This is a genomic window from Dyella sp. 01N448, assembly GCF_056399225.1.
The window spans coordinates 101,692-123,150 of sequence record NZ_JBFTQX010000005.1; the positions used below are offsets into that span (position 1 = coordinate 101,692).

A 21,459-nucleotide genomic window follows, 5' to 3' on the forward strand; every position below is an offset into this window, starting at 1 on the left:
GGGCGAACGTTTTCATACAGATCAAGCGTGGTCGGCACACTCACGCCTGGCATCATCGCCGCGACGTGTTGGCGTTCATGGCACTAATTTGCAGCCATGCGTCTGGCACGCAGACGCAACACCTGCGTGAGCGCGAAACCGAGCACCGCCGCACCGGCGGCAAAGCCATAGATGGCGGCGAAGCCCAGGCCAGCGGCGACCCAGCCGCCGACCGGGCCGGCCACGGCCATGGCGACGTCGAGGAAGGCATAGAACAGGCCGATGGCAGCGCCCCGGCTGTGCTCCGGAATGCGCTGCACGGCTTCCAGGCCAAGCGATGGAAACACCAGCGAAAAGCCCAGGCCGGCAATCGCAGCTCCCGCGGCCGCGGCAAGGGCATCGCTGGCCATCCACAGTGTCAGCAAGCCGATGGCCTCCACCGCGAACGACGCCATGGCGACCTTGTAGCCGCCCACCCAGTCGATCGTGCGGGCAAACACGAAGCGCGCACCGACAAACGTCGCACCGAACACGCTGAGGCTGGCCGCTGCCCCGGTCCAGTCGTGCGCGGCGAAATACAAGGTGATGAAGGTTGCGATGCAACCGAAGCCGATGGAACCCAATGCGAGCCCCACGCCATAGGGAATCACATGAGCGGCTACGGCACGGAATGGCGAGCGTTCGCCGCTGACGATCGCGGTGGCGGGCTTGCGGCAGGCCCATGGCAACGCCAGCAGCATCAGCACCAGCGTCGTCGCGCCGATGGCGGAGAAACCATAGGCATGCGCGAGCGTGACTCCCAGCGGTGCACCCGCCGCGAGTCCGCCGTAGGTAGCCACGCCGTTCCAGGAAATGACGCGCGCCGTGTACTGATGACCGACCTGCCCCATGCCCCAGGTGATCGCTCCTGTTCCCACGCAACTTTCGGCGCAGCCAAGCACCAGCCGCGCCAGCATGATCATGCCCAGACTCAGGATGGGTTGCCGCGAGAGCAGCACAGCCAGCAACAGCAAGCCTCCGCTGGCCGCGCAAAGCAAGAGGCCGGCGAGCACGGTGTATTTGGGTCCGAGCGAGTCCGCCATGCGCCCGGCGTGGGGACGGCTGAGCAAGGTGGCCAGATATTGGGTGCTGATCGCCAGTCCCGCCAGCATTGCGCCGAAACCAAGCGTGCCATGCACGAAACCTGGCAGCACTGCCAGCGACAGGCCGATGGTCAAGTAGGTAGCGAAGGTGAAGGCAACGGTAGTGAGGATCGGCGCAATCACGGAGGGGCGGCGAGCCATGCCAACCACCGGTGCGGAGCAGGATTCAGTCATGGGAAAGTCGTGCGCAGCAAAGAGCGGGAGCGGGTGCCTAGGCACCCAGAGCATGGCGTCGAATCAAGTACTACGATGCAGCATGACGTGAGATTCACGCTGAGCCGCTGCCGACCCCGATTCAAAAGGCATCAGCGATACCGCCTTTTGATGAGGCCGGTCGAGTTCCGGGTAACGCGACGTATCATTCATAAGTGGCCTCGGAGCCTGACAGTCGCCACTGATACTGCGCGCGGACCGAGGCATTGAGAATGCCCGCAGACGCGAATGATTTTTGCAAAAATGGGCAGGCCCCCACGCGACGGAGAGGAACGAGAGTGGATTACTTCGCTGCCATGCGCGCGTTCGCTCACGTCGTGGAGCTGGGCAGCTTTTCGAAAGCGGCGGAGGAGGAAGGCATCAAGGTCTCCACCGTCTCTCGATACATCAGCGCACTGGAGAGCGATCTTGGGGCCTCCTTGTTCAACCGCTCCACGCGCGCACTGCATCTCACGGAAGCGGGCCGCCATTTTCACGCCAACGTCATACGCATCCTTGATGACCTGACGCAGGCGCGGCTGGCGGCGACGTCGCTCAATGCACGCCCCCAGGGGCTGTTGCGGCTCAATATTCCGGTGGTGTTCGGCTGCCGGCACATCGTGCCGCATCTGGCCGACTTCATGGCCGAGTATCCGGACATCCGCGTCGACGTCACCCTGGCCGACGAAACGGTCGAGCTCATCGCCAGCGGTTGTGATCTTGCCATCCGCATGGGCGTGCTGAGCGACTCTCGACTGATTGCCAAGCGACTGGCACCGCATCGGCGCACCCTGGTGGCCAGCCCCGCCTATTTGCAGACCTCTGGCGCCATCAAGGAGCCTCGTGATCTGGAAGACCATCAGTGCGTGCTGTTTGCCCTGCAGCCAAGGAATACCTGGCACTTCCTTGGGGACGACGCCAAGCGCGCGCCACCCCAGGAGGTGGCCGTGCATGGCAGGTTTCGGGCAAATCATTCGGAGGCCCTGCTCGATGCCGCGCTGGCAGGCCTCGGCATCGCGCTGCTGCCGACCTGGCTCACCGGCAACGCGATCGCCGAGGGTCGCCTGGTGACGGTGCTTCATGAATGGCATATCCAGGCTGCGGCCGGGCCGACGCCCGCCATTTGGGGGGTCTATCCGCCCAAGAAAGTGGTCCCTCCGAAAGTGCGGGCGTTCCTGGCTTTCATCGAAAAGCGCTTCGGCGAGCCTCCTTACTGGAGTCGCATGGATGCGCACGCCAACGAAGAAGCGTAGTGGAAGAAATGACGGCGCGCCCGCCCGCGCGTCGTTCTAAAAGGGGCCGCTTTCTTCGCGTCCGCGACCTACGCAGCATGCGCTCGCTCAAACACGTGCATCACGCCGCGGCCATCGTCTCGTGCATGGGAGGCCCGCGTGGCGATCCTTCCCCTTTGCGCAAAAATCATTCGCGTACAAGGGCATTCTCAGTGTTCACGTTTGCGCGCAGCATGCCGTGCGTGACGCGTGCAGCGCCCTCTCTTACAAGGCTATGCACGTCGCTGCGGTCTGCCATGCATAAGGACCCGTGCCGCTTGCTGTTCTGATCCGTCGTCTGCTTGTCATGCGCCTTACAAGCGACCGATCGACATGTCGCGGCCCCTCCCGACTCCGCAAGATAGACCTTTAGGCAAGCCTTGGGAGCGCATGCCGAACGCTCCTGACATGCGCTTGGTTCGTCCATCCCAACGAGAAGAACTCCATGAACTCTCTTGTCGCTTCGCGCCCCTCCATGGTGGCCAGGGCCATCTATGGCCTGCTGAACCCGATTCCGTTCGGCCTCTTCGTCGGCGCGTTGATCTTCGACGTCATCTATGCGCGCAGTGCCATCATTTTGTGGGGCAAGGGCGCCGCCTGGTTGATCACGTTCGGGCTGCTGTTTGCGATCGTCCCGCGCGTGCTGAATCTGGTGCAGGTGTGGATCACCTCCCGGCGCACCGCCATGGGCTCGGACAAGCTCGACTTCTGGCTCAACCTGGTGGCCATTGCCGCTGCGATCGTCAATGCCTTCGTGCATAGCCGCGATGCCTACGCGATGGTTCCCGCCGGCGTCTGGCTCTCGGTCTGCACGGTCACGTTCCTTGCCATCGGCCATCTCGTCATGGCTGCCCAGCACTCCACCTCGGGGAATCTCGTCCATGAGTAAGCTCGTCAATCAGAGCGCGTTGGCGCTGGCCTTCGTGGCTATCCTGGGTGGATGCAGCGAGAAGGCATCCTTCGAGCCCGCACAGCAGTCGGGCGGCGACCCATCACTGCCCTCGGCTCAAAGCTTCCTGGTCCCGCCGATGCAGGTTCCCGATGGCGTCGGCTGGAAGCACGGCCAAGCGCCCACTGTGGCGGACGGACTGAAGATCGAACCGATCGCCAGCGGACTCATCCATCCGCGTCAGCTTTATGTCTTGCCTAACGACGACGTGCTGGTGGTGGAGTCCAACGGCCCCGGCACCGAACCGGTGACCACGCCCAAGCAGCTGATTGCCGGCATGGTGAAAAACCGCTCCGGCAAGGGCGCCAAGGGCGGCAACCGGATCACCTTGCTGCGCAAGAACCGCGACACCGGTGAGTGGGAACAGCACATCTTCATCGCACACCTGAACTCGCCCTTCGGCGTGCAGTTGATCGGTGATTGGCTCTATGTCGCCAACACCGACGGCATCGTGAAGTTTCCGTACGTGAGCGGCGAAACGCAGATCACTGCGCCTGGCGTGCTCTTCGCCGACCTGCCCGGCACCATCAACCATCACTGGACCAAGTCCCTGCTGGCCAGCCCAGACGGCAGCAAGCTGTACGTCGGCGTCGGCTCCAACAGCAACATCACCGAGAACGGCCTGGAAGTGGAATACCGGCGCGCCGATATCCTGGAAGTCGAAGTGGCTTCCGGCGCGAGCCGCATCTACGCTTCGGGCATCCGCAACCCGACCGGACTGCAGTGGGATCCGCAAACCGGCAAGCTCTGGGCCATCGCCAATGAGCGCGACGAAATCGGCGCCGACCTCGTGCCGGACTATCTGACCTCCGTGCAGGAAGGCGGGTTCTACGGCTGGCCCTACAGCTATTTTGGTCAGCACGTCGACACGCGCGCCATGCCGCAGCGACCGGATCTGGTGGCGAAGGCCATCAAACCCGACTACTCCATCGGCTCCCATGTCGCACCGCTGGGCCTGCTGATCTCCAACAGCAACGCGTTGCCTGTGAACTATCAGGGCGGTGCGTTCATCAGCGAACACGGCAGCTGGGACCGTTCGCCGCTGAGTGGCTACCAGGTCGTCTTTGTCGCCTTCAAGGATGGCAAGCCAGTTGGTGTGCCCGAGCCTGTCGTGGCTGGCTTCTACTCGAAGGATGAGTCGCAGCTCTACGGTGCCCCGGTCGGACTCGCGCAAGACGCAGATGGCGCGTTGCTCATCGCGGACGATGTTGGCAACACCGTCTGGCGGGTGACCAGGAGCTAAGGTGAAACGTCGGTGGAACGGGCGCAATTCTGGAATGAACCAGTGACGGATCTGACCTATGTCGCATTGAACGCAGCGGGCCGCGGATATCAGGCAACCCTGCGTAGCCTGACCAAGACACCGCTGGCCGCTGCGCTGGCGTTGTCGGCGGCCTTGCCAGTGCATGCGCAGACGAATGCCGCGCAGACCACCCTGCCCGCGATCGAGGTCAATGCCAGCCGCCTCGATATCCCGCCGTTCGACGTGCCCGCTGCGCTCAGTGTGGTGCAGGTGGATCCCGGCAACGCCGGCCGACCCGGCGTGAACTTCTCCGAGGTGTTGGCCGGCGTGCCAGGCATCCTCGCGCGCGACCGGCAGAACTACGCGCAGGACGAGCAGATCTCGATACGCGGTTTTGGCTCGCGTGCCACGTTCGGCGTGCGCAGCATCCGCGTCTACATGGATGGTATGCCTGCCACGCTGCCAGACGGCCAAGGCCAGGTGTCGCAGTTCAATCTCGACTCGGCCGACCGTGTAGAGGTGTTGCGTGGACCATTCTCGGTGCTCTACGGCAATGCCGCCGGCGGCGTGGTGCAGCTGTACAGCGCCGACGGCACCACCGTGCCGCAGACCACGCTTGGTGTATACGGCGGCAGTTATGACAGTTTCCGTTTCTCGGCCGATACGCGCGGCATCATAGGCCCGGTCGACTACAACATCGCCGCTTCGGAGTTTCTCTCCGGCGGCTATCGCGAGCACAGCCGCGTGCGACGCGAATCGGACAACGCCAAGTTCGGCATCGATCTGGGCGAGCAACGCAAGCTGACCGTCGTACTGAACCGATTCAGTCAACCTGAAGCGCAGGATCCACTCGGGTTGACCCGCGCGCAGGTCGACCAGAATCCGCGCCAAGCCACCGCGGTGGCCACGCAATACAACACGCGCAAAAGCGCCGAGCAGAACCAGCTCGGGCTCATTTACGAGCAGGCGCTGAGCCACGCCGATGAGCTACGCGCGATGGTGTACTACGGCCAGCGCGACATCACTCAATATCTGTCGATTCCGCCGTCGGTGCAGGCCAACCCCCTGCAGTCGGGCGGCGTGGTATCTCCGGAAACGCACTATGGTGGTGCTGATCTGCGCTGGACCCATCGGGGCGAGCTCGGTGGCGGTGACTACGAAACCGTGCTCGGCGCCAGCGGCGACTACCAGATCCAGCACCGCACCGGTTACGAGAACTTCGTCGGCAGCACGCTGGGCGTGATGGGCGCACTGCGCCGAAATGAGGACGACAACGTCGACAACGTGGCGCAATACGCGCAGTTCTACTGGCACTTCACGCCACGGTGGTCGGTGCTGCTGGGACTGCGCCACGATGAGGTGCGCTTCACCGAACACGACTTCTACATCACCCCGAGCAATCCCGACGACAGCGGCCACGTCAACTACAGCGCCACCACGCCGGTGCTTGGTCTGCAATATCGTCCAAGCGATGACCTGCGGCTCTACGCCAGCGTCGGCAACGGTTTCGAGACGCCCAGTTACGACGAGTTGGGTTATCGCAGCGACGGACAGGCTGGCCTCGCCTTCAACCTGAAACCGGCCCGCAGCCACAATGACGAGGTCGGCGCCAAGTGGCAGATCACCCGCGGCATCGAGCTCGATGCTGCAGCGTTTCGCGCTGACACGCACGATGAACTCACGGTGGCCACCAACATCAATGGACGCGCCACCTACCAGAATGTCGGGCACACGCGTCGCCAGGGCGTCGAGCTATCCGCTACCGGCGAGCTGGCGCCGGACTGGCGGCTCAGCGTCGGCTACACCCATCTCAAGGCGCGCTTCCTCGATGGCTTCCTCACCTGCACAACCACGCCCTGCCCGGTGCCGACCACGCCGGTGGCCGCGGACTCACGCATTCCCGGCGTGCCCGAGGATTACGGCTCGCTGAGGCTGGAACACGGCAACGGCAGCGGTTGGCGCGAGGGTGTCACGGTGACCGGCGTAGGCTCGGTCACCGTCAATGACATCGACACGCAGCGCGCGGCTGGTTATGGCCTGATCGACGTGGATGCGGGTTACACGTTCAACCTCAGCGACACCACCCGGCTCGACCTCAGCGCTCGCGTCAACAATCTCGCCAACCGCCGCTACATCGGCTCGGTCATAGTCAACGATGGCAATGGTCGCTACTTCGAGCCGGGGCCCGATCGCAGCGTGATGTTTGGCGCGCGTCTCCGTTTCTGAAACGACCATCGCCACGTAGCCTTGAGTGCTAGCTGAGACCTGATGCGCTGTGACTGGGATTTCAGGCGGTCGAGCGATCGCCGTACCCACGATGCCTTGCCCTAATCGACGCCGCCCGGCGGCCGCGCGAACTCAGCGCGACCGCCCACTCCTTTCACGATCAACGAGGTCCGCTCTATGGCGGAAGCCGGCGCTCGGCAGCCCCGCGTTCAGGCCGATGACGGTTGCGCGTGGCCCCAAGATATTTCTCAGTACCTATCGCCGAAGACTCAACCGGCGTGCCGACCAGCTAGGAAGCAGTAAAAATTCACGATTGGCGCCGCATTTTTTTGCTGGGCTTGCCAAACTGTCCTTCAATTTTATTTGACATACCAATAGCTCAAATTGCGCTAGATTGGGAGGCGAAGGTGACGCAGTGCACCAGCGTCATCGGCATACCTTAGACCTGTGGAGACTTGTGATGCCTTTTGTAACCTTCACCGTGCGGCGCGGCCTCAGCAGTGCCGACAAATCCCACTTGTCTGCGGCCATGCTGGAAGCTCAGGTGGCTGCCGGCTTTCACCGGGATGATCGCTTCCACCGCTTTCTTGAAGTCGGCCCGGATGACCTTCAGGTGGATGCCCGTTTCCGATGACGCGCCTTCAGAGAATCAACAAAGCAGACGCCGCCTGGACACAATCGCCCGCACTGACCTTCTGCGCGTCATCACCGTGAGCTTCCCGTGGGCGGGCTGCTCGCCACCTCAGGCGCCATGGCAATCATCGTCGGTCTTGCCGTCCAGAGCACATTGAGCGACGTATTTTCCGGCGTCGTGCTCAATGCGACCCAGCCGTTTCAAGTTGGCGACTCGGTAACCATCGGTGACACCCAGGGCAATGTCATCGACAGGACCTGGCGGGCCACGACGTTACTGAACAGTCGTGGCAATTATGTGCTGGTGCCAAACAGCGTGGCTGCCAAAGCCAACATCGTCAACTTGAGTCGCCCACCCCAGATTCACGGCATCACCGTGCGAATTCGTCTGTCGCCAGCCATTCGGCCTGCACTGGTGATTTCCGCCCTGGAGGACGCCATCAGCAGCACGACTGACGTCCTGGCTCATCCCGCACCCGTGGTCTCTGCGCTCGGGATACACAGAAAATTCATCGAATACGAAATCCTGGTCTACGTTGCGTCGGCCAACAAGAAGACGGGCGCGCAGAATCAGGTCATCGATCAGGTCCATCGGCATTTGAACGCCCATGGCATCTGCCTCGGGCAAGAGCAGCAAAGCGATGAGTTCACGGGCAACCCGGAGAGACTTCTACGCAATATCGAGATGTTCAAGTCCCTATTCGGCTAAACAAGGATGCGGTCACTCCGCTACTTCAAGAGTTTCCAGAGCTCGCGAAATCCATGCTCAGCGACCTGCTCGCGTTTCAGGCGCAGGAAGCCGAGCTGCTGAGGGGAAGCACCCATCAGGCAAGCGAAAAGGAAGGGATATTCCAGAAGCTGATGGATGGCTTGCGGCGGCTGCATGGCGTCGCGCGGAAATAGCAGGCGATGCTCTCTCGTGATGTCGCTGATTGAGTCCTGCCGGTTTCTCGCCTTGGTTGGAATGCCGGCCGCTTCACTGACGGCAATGCCTACAACGCCTGATCGCTGCCTAGCCTGAAGGCAATGGAGGCATCCGTCGCGATCGGTTGCGGGGAATCCATGGGCGTTTCAAAGTGACCACCAAGCCGATTTCCGGAAGGGTCTTCCAGCGTGCCTCGAATGACGAGTCGATATTCACCCGGATGCCACGCCGCGCCTGGCGTGAACGTCCAGGTCGTTTCGCCTTTGAGCAATTGAGCCCTGCCTTCGACAAGTCGATCGTCAGCCCCAACCACGACCAGGTAGTCAACATCGCGACCGTCGATCGGAGCATCGAGGGTGACGACGAGAGGCTGTCGTGAACCCGGGCTCACCTGCGACAGCCGCCACGCGGACACGACCGGGCCGTTCGCGTCCACGGGGCCTATATGCCAATGCTGGATAGGGCGTCCATCGAAAGTGAGGACGATGTCGTCGCCCTCGCTCAGGATAGGGCCCCATTGTTCGCGCGCAACCAGACCAGTCTTCACACGCCCAGGATGCAACAGAAGAGTCAGGATCTTTCCGTCGGGCGACCACAATTCCTGCGGGAGGAACGGCTCCCGAACCGTTCGTCCGTCGGCATGTGCCAGGGCGATACGCGACAGTACTTCACCTTCGACAGGCGCCCCGAAAACAACCGACAGGCGCAGAAGATTGGCGGGAACCTCGGCGCCCGAGGGCTGGACGAGAACGACCTGCGGCGTTGGCTGCCCGGCCCTTGCGACTTGCCATACCGCCGCAAGGGCCAGGGCCCAGAGCAATGGTCGCCAGCGCACGGCTCTAGTCCGAAGCCTTGATGAACTCAGGCATCTCTTCATCCTTCAGCAACATGTTGACGTACTGATGCTGGGGCTTTTTGCCCTTGAAGCTGAAATCGGGAAACGTGTACTCGGAGATGTGATCCGTCAATCGGAAGCTCAGGTCTTTGCCCATGGAGACCAGTTGCAGAGCATCGCGCTGCAGGTCACGGCGAACGACGACAAATGACTTGTCGTCGAGATTGTCCAGGCGCATCACGCCAGCAAGCGGGGCCTCCCCCACATCGAGCCCGGTGATCTGCCCGTACGGAACTTGCTTCTCAATGCCGGGGCGAGCGCGTGCTGCGTCCAGCTCGGACACTGGAATGACATCCGCTATGCGGTTGTAGTTGACAAGCATGAGGAAGTCCTTGGCCTTCCCCTGCCCGGCACTCGTGAATGAGACCATATCGGCGGGTGTATTGCCGTAGCCAAGTTCGGCCACCGTCTTCCCGCGCACGTGGGCGCCATCTTTCAGATCATCCAGCGGGATGATCACCAGCGGTGTGCACGTGTAGGCGGCAACGAGATAGGGCTTCCCGCCAAGGTTCGCGAAACTCATCGCGCGGATCGGCGCGCGCGTCTCGAGCTGGTCGTGTCCGCCATGGAAAATCTCCAAGGAGGTGATCGTCTGCTTGGCGTCGAACGGGTAATGGATACGCCGCAGCGTCGATGCGAACTCCTGGTTCGACAGTCCTGCGACGAAAAGCTCACCATCACGCCATTTCATGTCGGTGACGGTGTAGCTGCGCTCAGGACTTTGCTTCCAGAATTTCTCGTTCGTCGCAGGGGCGTCGCGAAGCGCTATTGAGGTTGAATGAGCGGCCTTCAGATCGATCCTGTGCGCTTTCTTGTCGCTAGTCACGAGAAACAGCGCCGGCGCCTTATCCGGACCGTAACTGATCGCTACGTAGACTTGCGCTGTTTTGGGACGAACCACCATGTCCTCGACGGTGACCTTTGCGCCGCCGACCTGCGGCGAAAGCAGCGCCTCCAGGTCGAGGACATTGAACGTCGTCCCCACAGGTTGCGGCGACGCCGGCGCAAGCTCGATCGCGTGAACTTCCGCGGATTTCCAGTCGGCAACGAAAAGGATGTTGTCGGGCCCAGCCGCGAGTCGTGAGATCGACTTGACGTCTGCGGCGAATGCATGGGCGGCTAGGCCAAAAATGCAGGCCATGGCAATAATTGAGCGGCGCATAAAAACCCCCTCGACACGACTATGGAATGAAATTCCGGGTGAACCGAAGTCATCGCCCGTCTTAGCTTGCTCGTTCTGCAAGAGGTGGTCGAACAACTTGGTATCTTGCGCCGATGCTAGGGAATCTCCAACGCTCGCCGCCAGGCGTTCTCAAGGAAACTCACTATTGATCAACTTGCACCAATGGCATTTCACATACCAGTAACGCCTCGGCCTTGACCGAGGCAATCGAAGGTCGGGCTCGCCAAAAACTTAAGCGAACGAGGAACCCACCGGTACACGCTTCGATGTTGTGAACCACCTGTGGAGCCACTGCCTCACCAACATGAAGGAGCACGGTACGTTTCAGCGCGCTTCATGCTGTCTTTCAGAACGCAGGATGTCTGGTGACCGAGTCGCCCATGGGTCAAGAGTCATGGCATCGATTTTCGCGCCCGACGCATCCAACCGTTCCAGGCTGGCATCAAGTAACAGCCAGTCGCCGCGAGAGTGAGTCGGTAATGAAGCCTGCGTGCACAAAAAGAATGAAGGCATGCGCCTTCGCCTTCGGATTGATGATGGCGTTTGCAGACTCGACCCTCGCCCGCCCCCTTACGCAGTCGGATCTTGTCGAGCTGGCCCAGATCGGTGCTGCCACCGTATCGGGTGACGGACAATGGCTGGTATGGGAGCAATCCTCAGAGAACCTGCTTGCGAAGCGAACGCAACGCTCGCTGTGGCGCCTTGATCTCACGCGAAGCGGCGGCAAGCCCGAGAAACTCACCACCCTTGATGACGCCGCGCCGACGGCTCCTGAGTTTGGGGCGGACGGTGCGTTGTACTTCCTGTCCGAACGGCCATCGGCGACGCCGACGATCTTTCGGGTCGCGATGGATGGCACCAGACCAACGGCCGTTTTGGCATCCGACGGCCTTGGGGGATTTCGCATCGCTCCTCGGGGCGATTCCATTCTCGTCTGGGCGGATAGACGGCCGCACGCGTCATTCCTCGACGACAAGGGCGGCGCGCCCCAAGCCATCGGCGGCGCACGGATCTTCGATCAACTTCCCATCAGGCGCTGGAACCAATGGGCAGACGGCAATCGGTCCCAGTTATTCCTGATGCGTTTGCGCAGTGGACAAGTCACAGGACGAGGCTGCGCGGTTGCGCCCACGCTGGTCGGAGACGTTCCATCCAAGCCTGGCGGCGGAAAAGAGGAGACGACGTGGAGCCCGGACGGCAAAACGATCTATTTCTCGCTAAGAGTTTCCGGCCGGATCGAGCCGCTATCAACCAATGCAGATATCTACGCCCGGCAAGCAGACTGCTCCGATGGTCCGGTCGATCTCACCGCTGCGAATGCAGCAGCGGACGACCTGCCCACGGTGTCGCCCGACGGGCGATGGCTGGCGTGGCTCGCGGCCTCGCGTCCGGGCTATGCCGACGACAGGCGCGTGGTGTGGCTTCGTGATCTGGCAAGCGGAATGATTCATCCGCTCACCCAGGAATGGGATCGGTCGCCTGATGCCATCGTCTGGTCCGCCGATTCGAGAACGCTCTACGTGACTGCCAATGACACGCTGGACCATCCTGCGTTCATCGTCGATGTTGAAGGCGGTGCCGTGCGGCGGCTGACCGCCTCTGGCCATATCACGCTGATAGCGGCCGAGCCCGATCGTTCGCTGATCCTCAAGAAGGATGGCCTCACGCAGCCGCCGGATCTGTGGCGTCGAGAAGCTTCGGGAGAGCTTGAGAGGCTCACGCATATCAATGCCGAAAAACTGGCTGGAATCGACTGGCCACAGGTATTTCGTTTCACATTTATCGGCGCCAAGGGAGACGAGGTTTGGGGTCTGGCGCTACGCCCACCTGAGCTGGCTCGCGGCAAGAAAGCCCCCGTCTCGCTGATTGTTCATGGTGGTCCGCAATCCTCGCTCGGCGACATCTGGTATGCCCGATGGCCGTTGAATCTGGCGCTCTATGCGGAACACGGTTATGGCGTGGTTTCCATCGACTTCCATGGAAGCACGGGGCACGGCCAGGCGTTCACGGATGCCGTCAATCGCCATTGGGGTGATCTGCCTCTTGAGGACATCCAGCGCGGCCTGGCGGCAGCGATCGAGCGCTTCGATTTCCTCGATGGCGATCATGCCTGCGCGGTAGGCGCCTCGTACGGCGGCTACATGATGAACTGGATCGAAGGCCATTGGCCGGACCGATTCCAATGCATCGTCCAGCACGACGGCATCTTCGACGAACGCGGGATGACCTACGAGACGGACGAACTGGCCCAGGATCACTGGGACTTCGGAAACCAGCCGTACTACGTCGCCCCCGCCGACTACGAGCGCTGGAATCCCGTCAATGCCGTTGCCCAATGGCGAACGCCGCAGCTGGTGATCACTGGCGAAAAGGACTTCAGAAGCCCCAGTGGGCAAGCCGTGGCGGCGTTTACAGCGCTGCAGGAGCGAAATATTCCATCCAGGTTGATCGTATTCCCCGACGAAGGGCACTACGAAGTAAAAGCGGCGGACACCATCCAGTGGTACGACGAAGTCTTTCAATGGATGGACCGGTGGACATCCAGCGCTGCGAACGCGAATCGAAGGCAGGCCGCTCGGTGAAGTCGATCCGGTGCCACATCCGGCGGCATCGTTGGCCCCGCCCCTCCGAAGCACCGCAAGTCCCTGACACAGCAATCCTTACGACCGGCTTATTAAATCGCTTTAATAAATCTTAGCTTTACCTTACAAAATCACTTTCACAAATCTTATGATTATCTTAGCGAAAATAAATACGATTATTTGGCGAATTATCGAATAATCATTTTGTTGCCAAATTGTCATTTGCCGTCATTACGGTGTCGCCCCACGTCGCCTCTTCCCAAAATCAACAACGGGCACACCATGACACGGCATATTTCGGCGCTATTCGGGCGCTCCCGCACCACGCTTGCTCTTTGCCTGGCCGCCGCGATCGCCTCCCCCGCATGGGCTGGCGACAACGCCACCGCCGACACCAGCGCCACGCCGCAACAGGCCAAGAGCCTCGATGCGGTGCAGGTGACCGGCACCGACACGGTGACCACGATCGCCCCGTCGCAAGCCTCCATGGTGGCCACCGAGCCGCAGTCGACCATCGGCCGCGTCTACATCCAGGAAAATGTGCCACCGACCGGCGACTACACCGACATCGCGCAAATCTCGCCGAGCGTGTACACCGTGACGCCGAACGGTTCGGGCCTGATGGAGGCGCCGGTCGTCTCCATCCGCGGCTTCCAGGACGGCCAGTACAACGTGACGTTCGATGGCATTCCGTGGATGGACTCCAACGACTTCACGCACCACTCCACTTCGTACTTCACCAACCAGCAAACCAACTCGGTGACGGTGGATCGCGGCCCCGGCACCGCCGGCACGCTCGGCAACGCCACCTTCGGCGGCACCATTTCGGTGGATTCGCTCAATCCGCAGCAGCAGTTCGGCATCAACCCGTACATCAGCCTGGGCAGCTGGGAAACGGCGATCGAAGGCGCGACGATCAATACGGGTGCCTTCACCAGCAGCGGTACCAGCGCGGTGATCAACCTGCAGAACAGCTCGTCGGACGGTTACCTCACCTTTGCCGGCCAGCGTCGCCAGACCGTGTTCGCCAAGGTGGTCCAGCCCTTGGGCGAGAACACCACGCTGACCTTCGTCGCCATGGACAACGAGCTGAACCAGTACGTGCCGTTCGGCGCCACCAAGGCGCAGATCGCGGAGCACGGCAACAACTATGCGCTGAACGACGACCCGACCAGCCAGGCCTACTACCGTTACAACAAGGACGAGATCAACACCAACTTTGGTTACATCGGCCTGCACTCGGCGTTCGATGGCTGGACGATCGACAACAAGGTCTACACGTACGGCTACAACCATTTCGGTTTCAACGGCCTGGATCCGAACGGTGAAACGCCGAACGGCACGTTCTATAGCGCCACCGACGTGCCTGGCCAGCACATGCGCAACACGAACCGTTCGTGGGGCGACATCTTCCGCGTGGGCAAGGAACTGGGCCCTGGCGAACTGCGCGCCGGCGTATGGTACGACCACCAGGACGACATCCGCTGGCTGTATGAGTTCGACGATACGATCAACCAGCTCAATCCGGTGATCGCGCCCGGCGCGTCCTCGCTGGCGCTGGCTTCGGCGGATCGGCGCATGACCGACACGCTGATCACGATCCAGCCGTTCGTCGAGTACCAGTGGAACATCACCGACAATGCGTATGTCATTGGCGGCGTGAAGTACAACAACTTCGAGCGCGATCTGAACGCAACGGTCAACCAGAAGACGGAAACGCCGCTCGACTATTCCAAGAAGTGGAATGCCACCCTGCCTTCGGCCTCTTTCCACTACAACTTCAGCTCGAACTGGACGGCTTATGCGCAGTGGGCCAAGGGTTACCTCGCGCCCAACCTCAACCTGCTGTACGTGCCCAATCCGGCGGTTTCCGATAGCGCCGTGGCGCCGGAAAAGACCACCAATATCCAGCTCGGCACCACCTGGACCGACGATCGCCTGACGGTATCGGGTGATGTGTACAAGATCGACTTCAACAATTTCGTCCAGAGCCAGAAGGTCGGCGGCGTCACCGAGTTCTACAACGGCGGCGGCGTGCACTACAAAGGCCTCGAGCTGGAAGGCACCTACGTGCTCGGCGCAGGCTTCAGCGTCTACGCCAACGGCTCGCTCAACCGTGCGATCCAGACCACCGACAACCAGTGGAATGCGAACACGCCGCACAAGACCGCCGCGATTGGTTTCATCTATAGCGACGGTCCCTTCTACGCATCGCTGTTCGACAAGTTCGTCGGCAAGACCTATTACACGGCCAATGCTGAGGACGACACGCCGATCGGCGGCTATGCGATCACCAACTTCGCCGCCAGCTACAAGTTCGATCCCCACATCAGCGATGTGAAGGACATCAAGATCGGCGTGCAGCTCAACAATCTRTTCGACAACACGCACATCAACGCGCTGGCCGGCGTCACGGCGGCGGACAGTACGCCGCTGTACTGGACCATTCCGGCGCGCAACTTCAACTTCACCATTTCGGCTGACCTGTTCTGATGAAACGCCTTGCGCTCTTGTCGTTGATGTTGCTGATCGGCCAGCCCGCACTGGCCGATGGCGTCAGCCCGAATCGTGCTTCTATCGAACTGCCGAACCTGCTGCCGCCTCCCCCGGCAGCAGGTTCGGCTGCGGCCAGGCAGGATCTGCAGGCCGTGCTCGCCGTACAACGGTCGCGAACGACCGACGAACAGTCGGCAGCGAAAGCGGATATGGAACGCTCCATTTTCCGTTTTGCCGACACGCTTGGCCCGGCCATGCAAGCGGCGACATTGCCGAAGACGGCCGCATTCTTTGAACGCGTCGCCGACTTCGACAAGGCCGAGGTGAAGGATGCCAAGCTTTACTGGCGACGGCCCCGTCCCCCAGTGACGTCCGACCAGGTGCACCCGCTGTCCAAGGAAAAGCCGGACGATTGGAGCTACCCGAGCGGACACGCCACCTTCGGCTATACGACGGCGATCTTGCTTGCCAACATGGTGCCGGAAAAGCGCACGGAAATATTCGCTCGAGCCGACCAGTACGCGCAGCATCGCGTAGTGATGGGCGTGCATTTTCCAAGCGACGTGGAGGCCGGGCGCCTGGCCGGAACCGTGATCGGTGCGCAGTTGCTACAGCAAGCCGACTGGCAGGCGGACTACCAGGCGGCGTGCGCTGAACTTCGGGCAGCACTGCAATTGCCGCAATCGCCCCCGCAAACACCTTGATACGCACTCAAGGCAGGGAATCTAACTGGTGCTGACCAACGCGGGAAAACGCGAACGGCGCGGAGCTGGTGAAACACGCCCCCAGAGTTGACCAGCCCCGCCCCCTGTTCAGTCGGGCTCGTGGACGGAGCCCGGCGAATGGATCAAGGTCCCGCCGCGATAACTTGCCCCGATCCGCGCCGCCCTGCACTCCCTTCCCTTCCCTGGGAATCGTCGAGCTCTGCGTTGGGCCAGAAGCAGACCTGGGCGATGGTCTTGGGACCCATCATTTCGAGAAAGCTTCAGCGCTACTTGTCTTCCGAAATCGTCATGCCACCTATGCTCACGCCGAGGTCGATACCTTGGCCTGCGCCAGATAGCGCAAGCGAGACCTGGCCCTTGGTGAGCACCTGTGCCGTGCCGGATTTCACGGCGCCTGCGCTGGCATCCGCCTGTGCATAGGTGCCGAGCACATCGCCAATCTTGGTGATATCGCTGAAATTGCCGATGCCGTTATCAATGCGCGATTTGCCGGCCGTCAGTCCGCCGCCATGGCTTTCGATCTTGACCTTCATGGTCTGACCGTTCGTGCAGGTAACCACGCCGGTTCCGCTCGTGTGCTTGTAGATCACCGACCAGCCGGATAGGTTGAACCGCATGGTGCATTCCAGGTTGGCGGCACTGACGATCTGGCAGAGGGTTAGCGCGCATAACACCAAGGATGTCTGAACGAGGCGTCGACCTTTCATAGGATGACTCCGTGACTGAGAGTGAGAGTTCCGGCTATCCATCGCATGCTGGGTGACGCGACACCTGAATCCTGATGACGATCACCGGGGTGAAGATCACCGATTCTCCATGTACCCATACCGCAGCAGCAGCTCATCGTCCCGCAAAGACGCGCTTCAGAAAACCGTAGTTTTACGCAGAGTCCGGCGTGCCAGTCGATCCATGCCGCATCGGATGGCGAAGTCGCTACCGCGCGCGCCATTGCCCTGGCCAAACCCGATGATCAGGCCCGAACGAGGGATTCGAGCATCGGCGACATGGCAATGTGCCGTTGTGGAGAACGTATCGGCTTGGTCCATGTCTGGCCAAGCGATCTCTGAGTAAACGATGGTCAGGGCATGGTTACAGAGAAAAAAGCAGCAGACGCTTCGATCTGCGCGTCGTCCATTTTTGATGCAACCTCGGTCATCGATCCCGGCTTGGGCGGTGCGGCTCGGGCCCTTGCCTGGAATTCGTGAATCCGTGCGATCAAGAATGTCTTTGGCTGGCCCGCAATGGACGGAAAGCGCGCGCCGTTACCTTGCCCGGATGGGCCGTGGCAACTAAAACAAGAGGGAACGCCATGCGTGCCCCCGCTTTCGGCAAGCCGCCTGCCAGCCGAAATCATCTCCGCCGAGGGAACATGCTGTGCCTGCGCAAGCGGTGGATGTTGCCCTGAAAAATACGTTGCAAGCGCGTGCATGTCGTCCTCGGAGAGCCTTTGTGCTACCGGTTGCATGACGACGCTGGTTCGAGTCCCGTCCTTGAACATCGACAGGGCGTGCGCGAGGTAGTCCGCATTCATGCCGGCCAGGCGAGGCGCACCCACTGCATCGGAACCCGCCCCGCGATCGCCGTGACAGCTCACGCACAGGGCGACAGGAGGTGCCTGGGCCGCCAAGATCGTGGTGGCGGTGGACGTGGCTGATGGTCCGGCCATCGCAAGTGCTGGCAGCAATGCGAGCAGGATGCAAAGGGTGACGACTCGACTTAGTCGGCCAGAGGGAGATTCGTCCTTGCCATGCCGAGTGTGCGGGAACCCGAGATGTCGCCAAACATGGGGAGTAGGCATTGTTCTGCACTACATGAAAGCGGAGTGCCGACGATACACCGGCTACCTGTTTCGATGCCGCGCATGCGCATCGTTATCGTTTGTGCCTTCATCGCGCTCCCTGGAGACGCAATGTGACCGGGCAGTCGGCAGACAGTCGTCCAGCTGTTCGCATCAACGCCGGGCCGGAGTTCAACGGGCTCGCGTATGGCGGAATCTCGCTGACGCTCACGCCACGCGAGCGCAAATAGATCGTCGGATCGAATGGTGGTTGGCGATCCTGGTTCGAATACGCGCATCGCCCGCATGAAGCCATCGACCGTATCGCTCGCGAGCAAAGGTGTGACCTCATCGTGATGGGTTCCCATGGCCGCTCGGGGATGGATCGCCTTTTACTGGGTAGCGAAACCAACAAACTGCTTCTGAGTACGGAAGTGCCTGTCCTTGTGTGTCATTGAGATCGATGATGGAACGAGAACGGCAGCGCACTGCACGATGCGCCGTGGCCCGATCACGCGCGCGTCCTCGCATCATCGTCCCGCGCTCTTGTGTTCACCACGCAACAACTAACTAGCCAGCGCCTTCGTCGACTCCCGCCTGCTTTCGCCAGCGTGCCGGGGTCACGCCCATGTGCAGCTTGAAGGCTCGCTGGAAGGCGGCTTCGGACTGATAACCGATGGCTTCAGCAATGGCGCCGGTGGAGGCGTTCGTTGTTCGCAGTTCGTTCGCCGATAGTGTCATGCGAATATCCGTCAGCAAGTCGCTGGCCGACATGCCGAGTTTTTCCTGGAACAGACGGACGAACGTCGCCCGCGACATATTGCACTTCTGTGCGAGCAGCGGAAGCGTCCACGGATGTCCGGGGTTGTGGAACATGGCATCCAGTGCCGGAGCAAGCCGCGGATACCCCGCCAATGCCAGCAGCCCGGCGGGCGCTTCGCCCGACGCACTGGCAAACCGCAGTGTCAGGGCAAACAAGGCAGTCGACAAGGCGTCGAGCATCGCGCGTCCACCCAGGAAATCAGCACCACTCTCGGCTTGCATGAGCGCCATGAGGCTGTGTAGCGCTGCGCCGCTTTCCTCGCCGTCCGATATTGCCGCGGCAACGCCGGTGCGCGCGATGAGGCGCGCCGGAAGATAGCGGCGCAGGAGACGCGCATGCGGGGGCGACAGCACAAAGCGTCCGCACAGCATATCCAGCCGATCACCCCTGCCTGCGTTGTGACTGAACACCAGGTTGGCGGCAACGCGAGTCTTTGCGGGCTTGGCACGAGCTCCGCTGCCGTCGTGCAAGCTATGCGCTTCACCATGGGCCAACAGCAGGATGTCGCCAGCTTCCAGAACTTCGGGCTTCCCTCCATCGGGATCGACCAAGGATGCCGAGCCACTCAGGACGATGTGGTAGGCCATCTCGCCGCTTGCAAAAGCCGCCTGATCAATACGCCAGGGCGCTCCGTATTGGCAGCGCAAATCGAGCTGCCCGTGCACCGGCGTCACTTCCAGCAATCGGCTCAACCAATCGAGCGGTGGAGACATGGCCCATCTCCTTTGATACGTTTGAGCATGTTATCAAGACGATTCTATATTAATCGTCTCAGCAGTCCTTCGTAAAGTGGCTCCGTCGCACAGATCAACCCGAGCGGATGTGACGCCGCCCTGGTGGCCCGATGCACACCACGCGACTTCTGCCAACCCATCTCACGAAGGAAAAGCCATGAACGCCCTCCTCCAGCTTCTTGCCAAATCCGGCCTGTTGAAGAAAGACCTCGATTACCACCTGCTTCGTGCTGCGATGGTCGTCATCTTCGCCTGGTTCGGCTACGACAAATGGTTCCAGTCCGAGATCACCGCACTGGCACCGCTGATCATGCACGGGCCTCTGATCTTCTGGACGATCCCGGTGCTGGGCATCCACGGCACCGCCATCCTTCTTGGCACTGCCGAATGGACGTTCGGTTCGCTGCTGCTGTTGGGCTTCTGGAACAAGAAGCTGGGTGTGTTGGGCGCGCTCGGCTCTATCGCCACCTTCATCTCCACCCTGACGATTCTTCCGTTCGTACCCGATGGCTGGGACGCTGGCGCCGGCGGCTTTCCCGCGATGGCGATGAACGCAGCCTTCCTGTTGAAGGACCTCGTGCTGCTAGTCGTATCGGTCTATCTGCTCAGGGAAGACGTGATCCGCGCGTTGAATCTTCCGCGCAAGCATTGATGGTCGCGGCCTGCTTTCGAGGTCGTACGGCGCGGGAGGCTATCGAGCCTCCCCGTTGCCGCGTGTCGAACAAATCAGGCAAAGGCATGGAGCTCACGCCGATCCCATGACTCGCTTCAACCAATCGAGTGCGCCGCCTACCGAACGAAAATCGTCAAGGCTTCGCGCGGGAATCCCGGGATAGGCGCCTGCGGCCATATCGGCGAGGGCGCGACCGGGACCCAGTTCCAGAAAGACGGTGGCGCCCGCCTCCACGCAACCCGCCAGGCACTTTTCCCATTGGATGGGATGCGATATCTGCAAAGCAAGCTTGTGGATATCGGTGCAGGCATCCAAAACGGGATCGCCATCGATGCCACTGAAGAGACGAACCTTCGGTTGGCGTGCGGTTTGAAGATGGACGTCTGCCAGCGCGCGGTCAAAAGCGACAGAAGCGTTGGCAAGCAGATAGGTATGGGAAGGCACGTTCACGGGAATCGACGAAACGCGTAAGGCGCCATGTTGGGTGGCTTCGTGCGCGATGAGGTCCAGTGCGTCCTTTTTACCGGCGAGTACCCAGGCGTTGGCGGGATTGCAAATCGCAATGGCTGCTTCGCGACCTGCGCATAATTGATCGACGCTCGCCCGATCCAATCCACGAATAAAGAGCATGCCTTCATCGCCATGGCTTTGGGCATCCATCAGGCAGGCCCGTGTGTCGATGAGGTCGAGCGTGTCGACGGCTCCTGTCAATCCCGTCACGCCCCAGGCGGCGACTTCGCCCACACTGTAGCCGGCCACACAGCGCTGGCCCGGAAGTGCGCTATCGAGCAGCGCTGCTGCGGACAGTGCCTGGAGCGCGCATAGCAGTTGTGCCGTCCGATTGAGGTGGAGTGTCTCCTGGTCGGCTTGCCTTACCAGGGTGCGGGGATCGCTGCCGAGCTGCGCCGAGACATGCGAAAACAATGAAGCGGCTTGAGGTGCGTCGCCTGTCAGCTCGAACATGCCGGCGTGTTGACCGCCCTGCCCGGAACAAAGAATGGCCAGTGCCAT

Annotated in this window: 19 protein-coding genes; 12 read left to right on the forward strand and 7 right to left on the reverse strand. The window is 61.3% G+C overall.

Annotation, left to right across the window (positions count from 1 at the left end; genetic code table 11):
- Positions 1-83: 83 nt before the first annotated feature.
- A complete protein-coding gene (locus AC1DKY_RS10090; protein WP_441603873.1) occupies positions 84-1,295 on the reverse strand; it encodes an MFS transporter in 1,212 nt (403 codons plus the stop codon).
- A 317-nt stretch (positions 1,296-1,612) separates the two neighbouring features.
- Between AC1DKY_RS10090 and AC1DKY_RS10095 the strand changes: the two genes are divergently transcribed.
- From AC1DKY_RS10095 to AC1DKY_RS10125, 7 genes are all read left to right on the forward strand, one after another.
- Complete coding sequence (locus AC1DKY_RS10095; RefSeq protein WP_441603874.1) at positions 1,613-2,566, forward strand: LysR family transcriptional regulator; 954 nt, start codon at positions 1,613-1,615, stop codon at positions 2,564-2,566.
- Positions 2,567-3,029: 463 nt separating this feature from the next.
- A complete protein-coding gene (locus tag AC1DKY_RS10100; protein ID WP_441603875.1) occupies positions 3,030-3,473 on the forward strand; it encodes a DUF2231 domain-containing protein in 444 nt (147 codons plus the stop codon).
- Positions 3,466-4,776 carry a PQQ-dependent sugar dehydrogenase gene (locus AC1DKY_RS10105; RefSeq protein ID WP_441603876.1) on the forward strand — a complete coding sequence of 437 codons (1,311 nt, stop codon included), beginning with the start codon at positions 3,466-3,468 and terminating at the stop codon, positions 4,774-4,776. The genes AC1DKY_RS10100 and AC1DKY_RS10105 overlap by 8 nt, the downstream gene beginning before the upstream one ends.
- 51 nt (positions 4,777-4,827) lie before the next feature.
- A complete protein-coding gene (locus AC1DKY_RS10110) occupies positions 4,828-7,002 on the forward strand; it encodes a TonB-dependent receptor family protein (RefSeq protein ID WP_441603994.1) in 2,175 nt (724 codons plus the stop codon).
- Between the two features lie 460 nt (positions 7,003-7,462).
- Complete coding sequence (locus AC1DKY_RS10115) at positions 7,463-7,636, forward strand: hypothetical protein (protein ID WP_441603877.1); 174 nt, start codon at positions 7,463-7,465, stop codon at positions 7,634-7,636.
- Between the two features lie 87 nt (positions 7,637-7,723).
- Positions 7,724-8,344 (forward strand): mechanosensitive ion channel family protein, encoded by a 621-nt coding sequence (locus AC1DKY_RS10120; protein ID WP_441603878.1) that lies wholly within the window; start codon positions 7,724-7,726, stop codon positions 8,342-8,344.
- A gap of 53 nt (positions 8,345-8,397) precedes the next feature.
- On the forward strand, positions 8,398-8,538 hold the full coding sequence (locus AC1DKY_RS10125) for a hypothetical protein (protein WP_441603879.1): 141 nt from the start codon (positions 8,398-8,400) through the stop codon (positions 8,536-8,538).
- Positions 8,539-8,627: 89 nt separating this feature from the next.
- Here AC1DKY_RS10125 and AC1DKY_RS10130 read toward each other — a convergent pair whose 3' ends face one another.
- Both AC1DKY_RS10130 and AC1DKY_RS10135 read right to left on the reverse strand, forming a co-directional pair.
- Complete coding sequence (locus AC1DKY_RS10130) at positions 8,628-9,395, reverse strand: Ig-like domain-containing protein (protein WP_441603880.1); 768 nt, start codon at positions 9,393-9,395, stop codon at positions 8,628-8,630.
- Between the two features lie 4 nt (positions 9,396-9,399).
- Positions 9,400-10,713 carry a hypothetical protein gene (locus AC1DKY_RS10135; RefSeq protein ID WP_441603881.1) on the reverse strand — a complete coding sequence of 438 codons (1,314 nt, stop codon included), beginning with the start codon at positions 10,711-10,713 and terminating at the stop codon, positions 9,400-9,402.
- A gap of 404 nt (positions 10,714-11,117) precedes the next feature.
- On the opposite strand from AC1DKY_RS10135, the gene AC1DKY_RS10140 reads away from it, so the two are divergent.
- The 3 genes from AC1DKY_RS10140 (at position 11,118) to AC1DKY_RS10150 (ending at position 16,420) form a co-directional block, all read left to right on the forward strand.
- Positions 11,118-13,220 carry a S9 family peptidase gene (locus tag AC1DKY_RS10140; protein ID WP_441603882.1) on the forward strand — a complete coding sequence of 701 codons (2,103 nt, stop codon included), beginning with the start codon at positions 11,118-11,120 and terminating at the stop codon, positions 13,218-13,220.
- A gap of 282 nt (positions 13,221-13,502) precedes the next feature.
- Positions 13,503-15,713 (forward strand): TonB-dependent receptor, encoded by a 2,211-nt coding sequence (locus AC1DKY_RS10145; protein WP_441603883.1) that lies wholly within the window; start codon positions 13,503-13,505, stop codon positions 15,711-15,713.
- Positions 15,713-16,420 (forward strand): acid phosphatase, encoded by a 708-nt coding sequence (locus AC1DKY_RS10150; RefSeq protein ID WP_441603884.1) that lies wholly within the window; start codon positions 15,713-15,715, stop codon positions 16,418-16,420. Before AC1DKY_RS10145 ends, AC1DKY_RS10150 begins: the two co-directional genes overlap by 1 nt.
- 287 nt (positions 16,421-16,707) lie before the next feature.
- Here the strand turns inward: AC1DKY_RS10150 and AC1DKY_RS10155 are convergent, their stop codons facing one another.
- Together AC1DKY_RS10155 and AC1DKY_RS10160 are read right to left on the reverse strand one after the other, a co-directional pair.
- Complete coding sequence (locus AC1DKY_RS10155) at positions 16,708-17,148, reverse strand: hypothetical protein (protein WP_441603885.1); 441 nt, start codon at positions 17,146-17,148, stop codon at positions 16,708-16,710.
- A gap of 371 nt (positions 17,149-17,519) precedes the next feature.
- Positions 17,520-18,239, reverse strand: a complete 720-nt coding sequence (locus AC1DKY_RS10160; RefSeq protein WP_441603886.1) for a c-type cytochrome — start codon at positions 18,237-18,239, stop codon at positions 17,520-17,522.
- A 230-nt stretch (positions 18,240-18,469) separates the two neighbouring features.
- On the opposite strand from AC1DKY_RS10160, the gene AC1DKY_RS10165 reads away from it, so the two are divergent.
- A complete protein-coding gene (locus AC1DKY_RS10165) occupies positions 18,470-18,676 on the forward strand; it encodes a universal stress protein (RefSeq protein WP_441603995.1) in 207 nt (68 codons plus the stop codon).
- A 112-nt stretch (positions 18,677-18,788) separates the two neighbouring features.
- On the opposite strand, the gene AC1DKY_RS10170 is transcribed toward AC1DKY_RS10165, so the two are convergent.
- Positions 18,789-19,754 (reverse strand): AraC family transcriptional regulator, encoded by a 966-nt coding sequence (locus tag AC1DKY_RS10170; protein ID WP_441603887.1) that lies wholly within the window; start codon positions 19,752-19,754, stop codon positions 18,789-18,791.
- 178 nt (positions 19,755-19,932) lie between these two features.
- On the opposite strand from AC1DKY_RS10170, the gene AC1DKY_RS10175 reads away from it, so the two are divergent.
- Positions 19,933-20,427: a DUF417 family protein gene (locus AC1DKY_RS10175; RefSeq protein ID WP_441603888.1), complete on the forward strand. Its 495-nt coding sequence runs from the start codon at positions 19,933-19,935 to the stop codon at positions 20,425-20,427.
- A gap of 93 nt (positions 20,428-20,520) precedes the next feature.
- Here AC1DKY_RS10175 and AC1DKY_RS10180 read toward each other — a convergent pair whose 3' ends face one another.
- Complete coding sequence (locus tag AC1DKY_RS10180; protein WP_441603889.1) at positions 20,521-21,459, reverse strand: acyltransferase domain-containing protein; 939 nt, start codon at positions 21,457-21,459, stop codon at positions 20,521-20,523.